At 74.3% G+C, this 12,347-nt stretch carries 13 protein-coding genes and 1 pseudogene; 10 read left to right on the top strand and 4 right to left on the bottom strand.

All coding sequences use genetic code 11. The features are described from left to right. The 5 genes and pseudogenes from AB0C76_RS11590 to AB0C76_RS11610 form a co-directional block, all read left to right on the top strand. Positions 1–273 (top strand): annotated as a pseudogene (locus AB0C76_RS11590) (DEAD/DEAH box helicase); the annotation flags it as partial. 137 nt (positions 274–410) lie between these two features. Beyond that, a complete protein-coding gene (locus tag AB0C76_RS11595; protein ID WP_359963229.1) occupies positions 411–1,322 on the top strand; it encodes an alpha/beta fold hydrolase in 912 nt (303 codons plus the stop codon). Positions 1,323–1,665: 343 nt separating this feature from the next. Further along, positions 1,666–1,824, top strand: coding sequence for a hypothetical protein (locus AB0C76_RS11600; protein ID WP_359963543.1), 159 nt, complete (start codon positions 1,666–1,668; stop codon positions 1,822–1,824). Positions 1,825–2,143: 319 nt separating this feature from the next. Next, positions 2,144–2,782: a DUF6758 family protein gene (locus AB0C76_RS11605; protein ID WP_359963231.1), complete on the top strand. Its 639-nt coding sequence runs from the start codon at positions 2,144–2,146 to the stop codon at positions 2,780–2,782. Positions 2,783–2,828: 46 nt separating this feature from the next. Continuing rightward, on the top strand, positions 2,829–3,689 hold the full coding sequence (locus tag AB0C76_RS11610; protein WP_359963234.1) for a PHP domain-containing protein: 861 nt from the start codon (positions 2,829–2,831) through the stop codon (positions 3,687–3,689). A gap of 78 nt (positions 3,690–3,767) precedes the next feature. On the opposite strand, the gene AB0C76_RS11615 is transcribed toward AB0C76_RS11610, so the two are convergent. Beyond that, positions 3,768–4,406, bottom strand: a complete 639-nt coding sequence (locus tag AB0C76_RS11615) for a suppressor of fused domain protein (RefSeq protein ID WP_359963237.1) — start codon at positions 4,404–4,406, stop codon at positions 3,768–3,770. A gap of 347 nt (positions 4,407–4,753) precedes the next feature. Between AB0C76_RS11615 and corA the strand changes: the two genes are divergently transcribed. Next, positions 4,754–5,878, top strand: a complete 1,125-nt coding sequence (gene corA, locus AB0C76_RS11620; RefSeq protein ID WP_359963239.1) for a magnesium/cobalt transporter CorA — start codon at positions 4,754–4,756, stop codon at positions 5,876–5,878. A 16-nt stretch (positions 5,879–5,894) separates the two neighbouring features. Here the strand turns inward: corA and AB0C76_RS11625 are convergent, their stop codons facing one another. Further along, on the bottom strand, positions 5,895–6,755 hold the full coding sequence (locus AB0C76_RS11625; RefSeq protein WP_359963518.1) for a DMT family transporter: 861 nt from the start codon (positions 6,753–6,755) through the stop codon (positions 5,895–5,897). Between the two features lie 198 nt (positions 6,756–6,953). On the opposite strand from AB0C76_RS11625, the gene AB0C76_RS11630 reads away from it, so the two are divergent. From AB0C76_RS11630 to AB0C76_RS11645, 4 genes are all read left to right on the top strand, one after another. Continuing rightward, a complete protein-coding gene (locus AB0C76_RS11630) occupies positions 6,954–7,487 on the top strand; it encodes a hypothetical protein (protein ID WP_359963242.1) in 534 nt (177 codons plus the stop codon). Between the two features lie 141 nt (positions 7,488–7,628). Then, on the top strand, positions 7,629–8,924 hold the full coding sequence (locus AB0C76_RS11635; RefSeq protein WP_359963245.1) for a CBS domain-containing protein: 1,296 nt from the start codon (positions 7,629–7,631) through the stop codon (positions 8,922–8,924). A gap of 109 nt (positions 8,925–9,033) precedes the next feature. Continuing rightward, positions 9,034–9,549 carry a DUF1003 domain-containing protein gene (locus AB0C76_RS11640; RefSeq protein WP_359963521.1) on the top strand — a complete coding sequence of 172 codons (516 nt, stop codon included), beginning with the start codon at positions 9,034–9,036 and terminating at the stop codon, positions 9,547–9,549. Positions 9,550–9,605: 56 nt separating this feature from the next. Next, positions 9,606–10,766, top strand: coding sequence for an Mrp/NBP35 family ATP-binding protein (locus AB0C76_RS11645; RefSeq protein ID WP_359963248.1), 1,161 nt, complete (start codon positions 9,606–9,608; stop codon positions 10,764–10,766). Between the two features lie 90 nt (positions 10,767–10,856). Here AB0C76_RS11645 and AB0C76_RS11650 read toward each other — a convergent pair whose 3' ends face one another. After that, complete coding sequence (locus AB0C76_RS11650; protein WP_359963251.1) at positions 10,857–11,534, bottom strand: hypothetical protein; 678 nt, start codon at positions 11,532–11,534, stop codon at positions 10,857–10,859. A gap of 225 nt (positions 11,535–11,759) precedes the next feature. Next, on the bottom strand, positions 11,760–12,197 hold the full coding sequence (locus tag AB0C76_RS11655) for a sec-independent translocase (protein ID WP_359963254.1): 438 nt from the start codon (positions 12,195–12,197) through the stop codon (positions 11,760–11,762). Between the last annotated feature and the right edge of the window lie 150 nt (positions 12,198–12,347).

The following is a 12,347-nucleotide window of genomic DNA, read 5'->3' on the forward strand; positions in this document are numbered from 1 at the left end:
GAGGTCGCCGTCACCGAGGCTCCGGCCGAGGAGAAGAAGCCCGCCACGCGCACCCGGACCCGCAAGCCCAAGGCCGAGACCGTCGCGGCCGAGACCGAGGTCGCCGTCACCGAGGCTCCGGCCGAGGAGAAGAAGCCCGCCACGCGCACCCGGACCCGCAAGCCCAAGGCCGAGACCGTCGCGGCCGAGACCGTGGCCGAGACCGCCGAGGTCCCGGCCCCGCGCCGCCGGACGCGCACCCGCAAGGCCGCCGAGGCGACCCCGGAGAGCTGACGCACCCACCCCGGAGGGGGTGGGCGGGCCCGGAACGGGCCTGCCCACCCCCTCCGGCGTTCCCCGGGACGTGAGGACAGGCCCTAGGCTCGGGCTTGGCCCGGGTAGTTGTACGACGCACGCAGGAGAGCAGGTCCATGAGCACGCCGCCGTTCCTCACCCTTCCCCGTTGTGCCCGGGCCCTGCGGGTCGCGACCGAGCGGGGCGGGTTCGCGGCGCTGCGGGCCGAGCCTGCGGGCGCGGTGCGCGGGTCGGCGCTCCTGGTGCCCGGGTTCACCGGCAGCAAGGAGGACTTCATCGCGCTGCTGGAGCCGCTCGCGGCGGCCGGGTACCGGGTGACGGCGGTCGACCAGCGCGGGCAGTACGAGACCGGCGGGCCCGACGATCCGGCCGCTTATGCCGTCGGGGCCCTCGGGGAGGACGTCCGGGCGCTCACCCGGGCCCTCGCCGGGGAGGACGGCGACGGCGGGCCGGTGCACCTCGTGGGGCACTCCTTCGGCGGGCAGGTGGTCCGGGAGGCGGTGCTCGCGGCGGCGGTCGAGGGGCCCCTGCCGTGGGCCTCGCTGACGCTGATGTCCACCGGCGCGGGCGCCATCGACCCGGCCGAGGCGGCCCGCACCAAGTTGCTGCTGGACGCGCTGCCGGTGCTGAGCCTGGAGGAGATCTGGCAGGTCATGCGGCAGATGGAGGAGGGCGGCGGCGACCAGAAGGAGCGCCCGGCCGCCGACGTCGCCGCGTTCCTGCACCGCCGCTGGCTGGCCAACGTGCCGCGCGCGCTGGCCGTCACCGGCGGCCACCTGGTCGCCGGGCCGGACCGGGTCGACGAGCTGGCCGCCGCCACCGCCGGGCTGCCCGTGCTGGTGCTCTCCGGCGCGCGGGACTACGCCTGGCCGGTGCCGGCGCAGTCGGGCATGGCGGAGCGGCTCGGTGCCCGACGCGTGGTCGTCGAGGACGCCGGCCACTCCCCCAACGCCGAGCGCCCGGCCGCGACGGCGCACGCGCTGGCCGCGTTCTGGGCCGGTGACGGGGCCTCGCCCGACGTGGTCTGAACCACTTCTCGAAGTTCGACCGCGTTCAACGCAGGACAAAAGTCGTTAGTTACGGTAATCTTTGATTCTGTCCGGGAATCATCGCCGGCCCTCCGCGGGTTTCGATCCACTGAAACCAGTACTTAACGGACGGGCAACGGTCCGGAAGCACCGCCACGACACCGTGGTCCACGAGGCACCAGCAGCACCGGGCAAGCAGGGGGAGCCCTTGCCGCAGCAGACCGCCACACGTACGAGCCGCGTGATCCGGCCCAAGCGCCGGACCGCCCGCAAGACCCCGGAAGGGCTGATACCGACTCAGCCGCAACCGCCCCGTGACGCGGGGCGAGGAAAGGAGACGCCCATGACGAAGCCCATGCGTTTCGAGATCGTCCGGCTGGACGACGCCAACGGCTCCGCCACCGACCGCCTGATCGCCGACGCCGAGACCGTCCGCGAGGTCGTGCAGGCCGCCGCCCGCACCGGCGAGCGCCTGCTCATCCGTCCGTGCCCGACCGTCTGACCCCGCGCGGCGCCTCCGACCGGGAGACCCCGCCCGCCGCCGACGAGCCCGGAGCGTCCGATCCGGACGTGCCGAAACCCGACTGACGCCCCGTCACCGCTATCGCCGATGACGGGGCGTCAGTGCGTCCGGGCCCGGCCCGGCCCCACCGGCCCGACGTTTGCCGCCCCCCGCCGCTGGACATCCCCCAACCTGAGCCGCCCGCACCCGCGCCCACCCGCGCCGGGCCGGGCGTCCCGCCACCGACAGGTGCCGCCGAACCCTCCTTACGGGTGATCGTCCTTGACGCGGCGGTCCGGAGGGAGGAGCGTTGTCGGCTATGAGGGGCGAGCCAAGCTGCCCGAGGTGCGCCGGTCGGGTCCGCGCCCCCGGTCTGTTTTCGGACACCTGGCAGTGCGACCAGCACGGAGCCGTGCACCCGATGCAGCCGGTGCTGCCCCCGAGCGTGGAGGCGCTCGGCGTGGCCGTCGCCCGTTCCCAGGTCCCGGTGTGGCTGCCCTGGCCGCTGCCAGTCGGCTGGCTCTACACCGGCATCGCGCACGTCGGCGACGACGTCTCCGGCGCCCGCGCCACCGCCGTCGCCTGTTCCGGGCCGGCCCCGCTCGGCGGTTTCGGCGAGCTGGTGCTGGTGGCCGAGGAGCTGGGCGTCGGCCTCGGCGCCCGCTACGCCGGGATGCCCGGCCCCGACCCGGGCGAGTCCGTCGCCCTCTACAAGCCCGCCGACGCCAAGCTGATGGCCGCCGGGCGGCCCACCCCGATGTTCCACGTCCCGGACGCCCCGGCCGACCGCGCCGTGTTCGTCGGCGAGGCCCGCGGGCTCTGGCTGTGGGCGATCGCGTGGCCCGAGCAGTCCGCACTGGTGATGTACGACGAGCTGGTCCTCACCGACCTTCGCGAGGCGGGCGCCGAACTGGACCTCCTGCCCTGCGGAGCCCTCTCCCCCCGGCTCCTGGGCTGAGCGCCCTATCCTGGGCCGCATCCGCGAGCTCCAGGAGGTCCGACCCGTGCGCATCGACCTGCACGCCCACAGCAACGCGTCCGACGGCACCGACAGCCCGGCCGAGCTGGTCGCGGCGGCGGTCGCCGCGGGCCTCGACGTCGTCGCGCTCACCGACCACGACACCGTCGCGGGGCACGCCGGGGCCGCCGAGGCCGTGCACGCGCTGCCGGCCGGCACCAGGCTGACCGTCGTGCCGGGGGCAGAGCTGTCCTGCGTCGTGGACGGCATCAGCATGCACCTGCTGGCGTACCTGTTCGACCCGGCCGAACCGGCCTTCGCGGCCGAGCGGGAACTGGTGCGCACCGACCGGTTCCGGCGCGGGCGGGCGATCGTCGAGCGCTGCCGGGAGCTCGGCGCGGACATCGACTGGGAGCAGGTGCGGCGGATCGCGGGCGAGGGCTCGGTCGGCCGGCCGCACATCGCGAGCGCGCTGGTCGAGGCCGGCGTGGTGGCGACCGTCTCGGACGCCTTCACCGCCGAGTGGCTCGCCAACGGCGGCCGGGCGGACGTCCGCAAGCACGAGACCGACCCGGCCGAGGCGGTCCGGCTGGTCCGGGCGGCCGGCGGGGTGCCGGTGTTCGCCCACCCCGGCGCGGTCAAGCGCGGGCGGACCGTCTCCGACGAGGTGATCGCGAAGCTCGCGGCGGCCGGGCTGGCCGGGCTGGAGGTCGACCACACCGACCACGACGAGGAGACCAGGGCCCGGCTGCGCGGCCTGGCCGGCGAGCTCGGGCTGCTGGTCACCGGGTCCAGCGACTACCACGGCGAGCGCAAGACCGTCCGGCTCGGCGCGCACACCACCGACCCCGGGGTGTACGAGGCGCTGCTGGCCCAGGCCACCGGCGCGAAGCCGATCGGGGGCTGAGCCCGCGCGGGGAGCCGCGCGGGCGTGCGGGAGCGCCGGGGCGGGGTGCGCCCGGAGCGCGCACCAGGTGGCGCCCCGTCAGTCCAGACGGACGCCGCGGCGCTCCGGGTCGCGCAGGTCCGTACCGTGCTCCAGCCAGCGCTCCTGGAGGGCGGCGGCACCGTGGACGCGCTTCCACCCGGCCTCGTTGGGGGTCATCGGCAGCAGCGGGAGGAAGCGGACCGGGTCGGCGGGCTCGTCCAGGTCGAGGTCCGGCACCAGACCGCCCGGCTCGGCGACCAGGACCGACGTGAACGGCGCGCCCGCCCACAGCGGGGAGCCCAGGTCCAGCGAGCCGCCGGGGGCCACCACCAGGCCCTCCACCTGCGGCGTCGCGGCGAAGGTGGCGAGGCTGCGCAGCACGTCGTCGCGTCCGCCGCGGACGGTCAGGACGAGTTCGGCGCGCGGGCCGCGCACCTGGTCGGCGACCATCGCGGTCGGGTCGGCCATCGGGGCGGCGGCCATGCCGAGGGTCGTGTAGCGGACGAGGCCGCCGGCGTCCGGGCCGAAGCGCAGCAGCTCGATCCGGTCGGTGCCGAGGAAGGTGACCGCGGCGCGGCCGCTCGGCTCGCCGAAGGTGGCGATCAGCCGGGCCTCGACGGCCGCCAGCACCGCCTCCCGGGAGAGCTCCGGGGAGGAGCCGTGGGGGTCGCCGAAGATCGGGAAGTCGTGCGCCATGCCCGTGAGCGTATCCCGCGGACCGGACCCGGCGCCGGTCGCCGGTCGGATGTTAGGGTGAGCGACTGGCCACCGGGAACCATGAGTTCGGGCCTTCCGGGGCCGCGGCGCGAAGGAGGTGGTTGCGGTGGATACCGGCCGAGATCGGAGTACCGGCAGCTCTGCCCAGCGCCCTTCCCGCACGTCCCGCCCCGCCCGCTGATCCCGTAGCGGCGGCCGGGGGCGGCCCGCGGACGGACCGGCCGGGAGAGCTCCCCGCCCTTCACCGGTGTTCCTCGCCGTCGCACCCGCGGCCCTCCGCCCACTCGCGCCGCACGTGCGGCGGCTCCTGTTCCAGGGAGCCTGCCATGTCGATGATCAACAACCTGCGCGCCGCCGTCCGCCCGGGCCGCCGCCGTCCGGCCGCCGGCCGCTACGACACCGTGCCGCCGGGCGGTGCCGGCTCGGCCGTGGTGGACTGCGCGGTCTACCAGGACGGCCGACGGCACGGGCAGCGCTGCAGCCCGCGCGAGGCCGCCCGGCAGGTCCGGGCCGCGCGTCAACTGCCGGGCGGCGCCGGCTCGTTCAGCTGGATCGGGCTGCACGAGCCGACCGAGGAGGAGTTCGAGGGCATCGCCCAGCGCTTCGGGCTGCACCCGCTCGCGGTCGAGGACGCGGTGCACGCGCACCAGCGGCCCAAGGTCGAGCGCTACGACGACGTGCTGTTCGCGGTGTTCAAGACGATCCGGTACGTCGAGCACGACCAGCTGACGCCGACCAGCGAGGTCGTCGAGACCGGCGAGCTGATGGTCTTCGCCGGGCGGGACTTCGTGATCACCGTCCGGCACGGCGGCCACGGCTCGCTCCAGGACCTGCGCCACCGGCTGGAGGCGGACGCGGACGAGGCGGGGCTGCTCGCCAAGGGCCCGGCCGCCGTGCTGCACGCGATCGCCGACCACGTCGTGGACAACTACCTGCTGGTCGCCGAGCGGCTGCAGAACGACGTGGACGAGATCGAGTTCGACGTCTTCTGCAACCGCGGCGGGCGCGGCACCGACGTCGGCCGGGTCTACCAGCTCAAGCGCGAGGTGCTGGAGTTCAAGCGGGCGGTGGTCCCGCTGCTGCGCCCGATGCAGCAGCTCTCGGAGCCGCAGCAGGGGCTCGTCGACCCGGACGTCCAGAAGTACTTCCGGGACGTCGCCGACCACCTGGCGCGGGTGACCGAGCAGGTGCACGGCTTCGACGAACTGCTCAACTCGCTGCTCCAGGCGAACCTCGCGCAGGTGTCGGTCGCGCAGAACGAGGACATGCGCAAGATCACCGCCTGGGCCGCGATCTTCGCCGTGCCCACCATGATCACCGGCGTGTACGGCATGAACTTCGACTACATGCCCGAGCTGCACCACCGGTACGGCTACCCGCTGGTGCTCGGCGCGGTGGCCGTGATCTGCGTCGCGATGTACCGCGGCTTCCGGCGCAACGGCTGGCTGTAGTGCCCGCAGGACGCCGTCAGCGCCGCCCGGCGCGGGCCACCAGCACCAGGCCGAGCAGGATCAGCACCACCGCCGGGTAGGCGGCCGCCGGGGGCCGCTGGCCGAGCCAGAGCGCCGCGATCAGTGCCGCGCCCGGGGCCTCCAGCAGGACGGCGGTGGAGGTGACGGACGGGCCGAGCGTGCGCACCACGCGGTTGCTCAGCGAGTGGCCGAGGAACTGCGCGGCGACCATCAGCAGCACGATCTGCCACCACACCCCGGCCGGCCAGCCGGACATCCGCGTCCCGGCGGCCAGGCAGATCCCCAGCAGCACGACCGCCGTGGTGGCGTAGCAGACCAGCGTGTACGCGGTGGTGCTGACGGTCTTGCGGACCTCCGCGCCCAGCAGCATGTACCCGGCCGCGGCCAGGCCCGCGCCGAGCGCGAGGGCGTCGCCGAGCAGCGCGCGCGGGGAGAGCGAGAGGTCGACGCCGGTGAGCACCAGCACGCCGGCGAAGGCGGCGCCCATGCCGAGCCAGACCATCCGGGGCGCCCGGGTGCCGAACAGCCGCATCAGCAGGATCGTCCACAGCGGGGACGTGGTGACGAGGGCGGTCGCCGAGGCCACCGACGTCATCCGCAGGCTCGGCATCCAGAGCGCGAAGTGCAGCGCGAGCAGGGCGCCGGCCGCGGCCGCGAGCAGCAGCGCCCGCCGGCCGATCCCGCGCAGCTCGGCGCGGTGGCGCAGCAGCGCGTACGGGCCGATCACGCCGACCGACATGACGTTGCGCCAGAACGCGATCGCGAGCGCGGGCGCGGCGGTGGCGCTGATCAGCGGGCCGGAGAGCGAGATGCCGCTGATGGAGACGGCGAGCAGCAGGAGGTCGAGGGTGGGCAGCGGGTGCGAGGGGGACGCACCCGTGGTGGACGCGGGGGCGGTGGCGGGCCGGGCGGCGGGCACGGCGCTCCTTCGCGGGCGAGGGTGGCTGGCGGGGTGGCTGAGCGGGTCTCACCGTAAGGCCCGTGCCGCGGCGATGGAACTGTCGCCCGACGGGTGAGACGGCCCGTGGAGGGCGGAGGCCGTACGCTGTGCGCCATGGACCGTACGCCCGCCACCGCCGACGACTTCCTGGACCAGGCCCTCCTGGAGGAGGCCGCGAAGAAGTCCGGACTGCTCTGGGTCCGCGCCGACGGCCAGGAGCAGTCCCGCCCGGTCTGGCACGCGTGGCACGACGGTGCCGTGGTCGTCGTCGGCGACGGCGGTGAGCAGCCGCTGCACGGCCTGGCCGCCGGCTCCGCCGCCGTGGTCACCGTCCGCAGCAAGGACAAGGGCGGGCGGCTCACCGGCTGGCCGGCCCGGGTCACCGAACTGGCCCCGCACAGCGAGGCCTGGCTGGGCGCGGTCGAGGAACTCAAGGGCAAGCGGCTGAACGCGCCCGACACCGACACCATCGCCGACCGCTGGGCCCGCGAGTGCCGGGTGCTGCGGCTGGAGCCGGCCGGCCCGCTGGCGGAGCGCCCGGGCGCGATGCCGGACGGCTCGCACGCCGCCGAGCCGCTGGCGACCCCGGCGACCACCCGCCGGCCGATCCCGGCCGGTCTGCCCAAACTGCTGTTCAAGCGCCGCTGAAGGTCCGTACCCGCTACTCCCGGCGTCGCGGCGGTGCCTCGTCGGGCCGCTCCCGCACGCCGCGGGTAGCCTTGGCCAACGGGGGCGCCGCGGCGCGCACCCAGCACGGTTTCGGACCGGTCGAGCGAGTCGAGGGAGTTCATGGCAGGGCCAGGCACCCGGGTCTTCATCTCCCACCTCTCCGCGATCGCGGTCTTCGACCCGAACGGGGACCAGGTCGGCCGGGTCCGCGACGTGGTCGTCACGCTGCGCCTGGGCGGGCGCCCGCCGCGGGTGCTCGGACTCGTGGTCGAGGTGGTCGGGCGGCGCCGGATCTTCCTCCCGATGACCAGGATCACCAGCCTGGAGTCCGGCCAGGTGCTCACCACCGGCGTGATCAACCTGCGCCGCTTCGAGCAGCGCCCCGCCGAGACCCTCGTCCTCGCCGAGCTGCTGGACCGCACCGTCACGTGGTCGAAGACCGACGAGCCGGTCACGGTACTGGACGTCGGCATGGTCCAGAGCCGGCTGCGCGAGTGGGAGATCAGCAAGGTATTCGTCCAGGTCGGCCGGGCCGGGCGGCTGCGCAAGGGCAAGGGCGAGCGGCTCACCCTGGACTGGCAGGACGTCACCGGCTTCGCGCTGCCCGAGCAGGACCAGGGCGCGGCCAACCTGCTCGCCACCTTCGAGCAGCTGCGCCCCGCCGACCTCGCCGGCGTCATGCACCACCTGTCCGCCAAGCGCCGCGCCGAGGTGGCCGCCGCACTCGACGACGAGCGGCTCGCCGACGTCCTGGAGGAGCTCCCCGAGGACGACCAGGTCGAGATCATCGGCAAGCTCAAGGAGGAGCGCGCCGCCGACGTCCTGGAGGCGATGGACCCGGACGACGCCGCCGACCTGCTCTCCGAGCTGCCGAACGACGAGGCCGAGCGCCTGCTCCAGCTGATGGAGCCGGACGAGGCCGAGCCGGTGCGCCGCCTGCTGTCCTACGAGGAGGACACCGCGGGCGGTCTGATGACCACCGAGCCGGTCGTGCTGGAGCCGGACGCGACGGTCGCCGAGGCCCTCGCCCGGATCCGGGTGCGCGACCACAAGCCCGCGCTCGCCGCGCAGGTCTTCGTCTGCCGCCCGCCGAACGAGACCCCGACCGGCCGCTACCTCGGCACCGTGCACTTCCAGCGGCTGCTGCGCGAGCCCCCGTACGTCCTGGTCGGCTCGCTGGTCGACGACGACCTCGACCCGCTGCCGCCGGACACCCCGCTGCCGCTGATCACCAGCTACCTGGCGACCTACAACCTGGTCGCGGCCCCGGTCGTCGACGAAGCTGACCACCTGCTCGGCGCCGTCACCGTCGACGACGTGCTCGACCACCTGCTGCCGGAGGACTGGCGCGACGCCGCGCTGCACGCCCGGGACCACGACCAGCACGAGACGGAAGGGGCGATCGGTGGACGCTGACCGCAAGGGACGGGCGGACGACGACCCCGCACGCCGGCGCCTGCGAGGCGAGCTGCGGGAACTGCGCCAGCTGCGCGAACTGCGCACCCGCGAGGGCAGCCGGGACCGCCTGGAGACCTCCCCGATCAGCGGCTCCAACCGCGTCCGGTTCGACCAGCCGCGCACCGCCCGGCCGGGCCTGCTCTCCCTGCCCTCGTACGACCCCGAGGCCTTCGGCAAGCTCTCCGAGCGCATCGCCCGCTTCCTCGGCACCGGACGGTTCATCGTCTGGATGACCGTGGTGATCATCATCTGGGTGGCCTGGAACACCCTGCTCCCCAACGGCGTGCGCTTCGACTCCTACCCGTTCATCTTCCTGACCCTGGTCCTGTCGCTGCAGGCCTCCTACGCCGCGCCGCTGATCCTGCTCGCGCAGAACCGCCAGGACAACCGGGACCGCGTCAACATGGAGCAGGACCGGGCCCGCAGCGACCGCAACATCGCCGACACCGAGTACCTGACCCGCGAGGTGGCCGCGCTGCGCCAGGGCCTCGGCGAGGTCGCCACCCGCGACTTCATCCGGTCCGAACTCCAGTCCCTGCTGAAGGAGATCGAGGAGCGCCGGGAGACCAGCGAGGCGCTGTGACCGGCGGCACGCTACCGACGGGTTAAGGGGGTCGGCGGGCGCCGTACCATCAAGGCATGGCCAACGAGACAGAGGTCGCGGCCGGCGTCACGGAGGAGTCCGTGCGCCAGGCGCTGTCGACCGTCAACGACCCGGAGATCAACCGCCCGATCACCGAGATCGGCATGGTGAAATCGGTCGAGATCGCCGAGGGCGGCGCGGTGCGGGTCGCGGTCTACCTGACCGTCTCCGGCTGTCCGATGCGCGAGACCATCGTCGCCCGGGTCCGCGAGGCGGTCGGACGGGTCCCCGGCGTGAGCGGCGTCGAGGTCGAGCTCGACGTGATGAGCGACGAGCAGCGCAAGGAGCTCTCCCAGCTGCTGCGCGGCGGCGCCCCCGAGCGGGAGATCCCGTTCGCCAAGCCCGGCACCCTCACCCGCGTGTACGCCGTCGCCTCCGGCAAGGGCGGCGTCGGCAAGTCCTCGGTGACCGTCAACCTGGCCGCCGCGATGGCCGCGGACGGCCTGAAGGTCGCCGTCGTGGACGCCGACATCTACGGCCACAGCGTGCCGCGCATGCTGGGCGTCGAGGGCCGGCCCACCCAGGTCCAGGACATGATCATGCCGCCGCAGGCGAACGGCGTGAAGGTCATCTCGATCGGCATGTTCACCCCGGGCAACGCCCCGGTGGTGTGGCGCGGCCCGATGCTGCACCGCGCCCTCCAGCAGTTCCTCGCCGACGTCTGGTGGGGCGACCTGGACGTGCTGCTGCTCGACCTGCCGCCGGGCACCGGCGACATCGCGATCTCGGTGGCCCAGCTGGTCCCGAACGCCGAGATCCTGATCGTCACCACCCCGCAGATGGCCGCCGCCGAGGTGGCCGAGCGGGCCGGCACGATCGCGGTGCAGACGCACCAGAAGATCGTCGGCGTGATCGAGAACATGTCCGGCATGCCGTGCCCGCACTGCGACGAGATGATCGACGTCTTCGGCACCGGCGGCGGCCAGACCGTCGCGGACGCGCTCACCCGCACCGTCGGCGCGACCGTGCCGGTGCTCGGCTCGATCCCGATCGACGTCCGCCTGCGCGAGGGCGGCGACGACGGCCGCCCGGTCGTGCTCGCCGCGCCCGACTCCCCGGCCGGCGTCGCCCTGCGCGCCGTCGCCGGCAAGCTCGGCGGGCGCCAGCGCGGCCTGTCCGGCATGTCGCTCGGACTGACGCCCAGGAACAAGTTCTAGCCGTACGTCACGAGGGGCCGGGTGGTGCGCCACCCGGCCCCTCGGCGCGTTCGCGGACGGCGCCGGTGCCGCGGCGCCGGTGCCGTGGCACTAGGGACGGGTGTACGCGGTCAGGTCCGGGACGGTCGAGAAGCCGGCGCCGTAGGCGCTGATGCCGCGGCCGTACGCGCCCAGCAGGACGCCTGGGGCCTCGCCGGCCAGCACCCAGCCGTACTCGGACTCGCGGTAGCGGAACGGCTGCGGGAGCCCGTTCACCGGCAGGCTCAGGGTGGACCAGCCGGGGCCTGCCAGGTCGTCGGCGAGGTCCCACGCGAGGGAGCTCTGCTGTTCCAGCCAGTCCTGGCGCAGCGCCCGGTCCAGCTGGCCGGGCCAGGTGGCGGCGAGCAGGCCGGAGCCGGCCAGCCAGGCGGCGGAGGAGGCGGAGGTCGCCTCCAGGGTGCCGGTGTTGTCGGCGCTGCGGCGGCTGTCACGGCGGGCGACGGTGACGACGACGGCGAACTTGCGCACGTCGCGCGGCTCGAACTGGCGGGCCGGCTCCTCGCCGTGGCCGAGGGTGCCGTAGTCGACCCCGGCGGACGCCAGGCCGCGGGGGCCACCGGCACCGGCCTGCATCAGGTAGCGGCGGCCGGTCCAGCCGTCGTCCAGGCCGTACCACGGGAAGTCGGCGGACAGGTAGGGCACCAGCGGGTCCACCGGGCCGGCCTGCCCGCCGACCACCGGGCCTCCGGCCGTGGCCGTCGCCCCTCCCGCCTGACTCGTCGCGTCCATCCCCGGGCCTCCTCTAAAGCACGTGTGCCTGCCGGGACCCCGCTCCCTTGGTGGCGGGCCCCGGCGCCCCCGGCGCGCGTCCTGCGGCCCGCGCGGGCGCGGGAACTGACGGACAGCTCGACGGGAACAATCAGCACAATAGCGGCGCGCACGCCGCCGCCCCGCTCAATCGTGCGGGCGAGCGGGGCGGCGGCGTTGCCGAAGGGAGACGGCGCGGGGGCGCGGTCAGGTCGCGTCGGGGTCGAACGGGGGGCGCTCGCCGGGCTGGAGCGGCGGGCCGGCGGAGGCGGCGGCCGGGGCGGCGGCCTTGTCGAAGCTGACGCTGCCGGCGCGGCCGTTCACCGGGGTCGCGGGCTTGTCGTCCAGGACGGACCGGATGTCCAGCGAGTCCTTCATGTCCTTGAGGCCCAGCGGGTCCTCGTTGCCGCCCATGAGCTGCTTGCGGACGAAGGTCTTGGGGTGCAGGTCCTCGAACTCGAAGTCCTTGAACTCCGGGCCGAGCTCGCTGCGGATGTCCTCCTTCGCGCTGTCGGCGAAGGAGCGGACCTTGCGGATGAAGCCCATCGTGTCCTGGATCAGCTTCGGGAGCTTGTCGGGGCCGAAGATGATGATCGCCATGACGATCAGGGTGAGGATCTCCAGCCCGCCTACGTCGCTGAACACCTGTGCTCCCTAGCTCGTCGGACGACGGTTCCTACAGGGTAATGGCCATCGGCGGGTCCCTGGTCCACGGTGTGATGAACCCGTGGTAAAGACCGGCCGATGGCCGATAGCCGTCCGCGAGCGGCGCTGTGGCGCGGGTTTATAGGGCAG

This window comes from Kitasatospora sp. NPDC048722, from assembly GCF_040650235.1.
Taxonomy (GTDB): Bacteria; Actinomycetota; Actinomycetes; order Streptomycetales; family Streptomycetaceae; genus Kitasatospora.

What these genes read in the sequence shown, in the direction of transcription:
- AB0C76_RS11645 (WP_359963248.1), top strand. Translation starts at nt 9,606, where the DNA reads ATGGCCAACGAGACAGAGGTCGCGGCCGGCGTCACGGAGGAGTCCGTG.
- corA (WP_359963239.1), top strand. Translation starts at nt 4,754, where the DNA reads ATGTCGATGATCAACAACCTGCGCGCCGCCGTCCGCCCGGGCCGCCGC.
- AB0C76_RS11635 (WP_359963245.1), top strand. Translation starts at nt 7,629, where the DNA reads ATGGCAGGGCCAGGCACCCGGGTCTTCATCTCCCACCTCTCCGCGATC.
- AB0C76_RS11600 (WP_359963543.1), top strand. Translation starts at nt 1,666, where the DNA reads ATGACGAAGCCCATGCGTTTCGAGATCGTCCGGCTGGACGACGCCAAC.
- AB0C76_RS11630 (WP_359963242.1), top strand. Translation starts at nt 6,954, where the DNA reads ATGGACCGTACGCCCGCCACCGCCGACGACTTCCTGGACCAGGCCCTC.
- AB0C76_RS11615 (WP_359963237.1), bottom strand. Translation starts at nt 4,406, where the DNA reads ATGGCGCACGACTTCCCGATCTTCGGCGACCCCCACGGCTCCTCCCCG.
- AB0C76_RS11650 (WP_359963251.1), bottom strand. Translation starts at nt 11,534, where the DNA reads ATGGACGCGACGAGTCAGGCGGGAGGGGCGACGGCCACGGCCGGAGGC.
- AB0C76_RS11605 (WP_359963231.1), top strand. Translation starts at nt 2,144, where the DNA reads ATGAGGGGCGAGCCAAGCTGCCCGAGGTGCGCCGGTCGGGTCCGCGCC.
- AB0C76_RS11595 (WP_359963229.1), top strand. Translation starts at nt 411, where the DNA reads ATGAGCACGCCGCCGTTCCTCACCCTTCCCCGTTGTGCCCGGGCCCTG.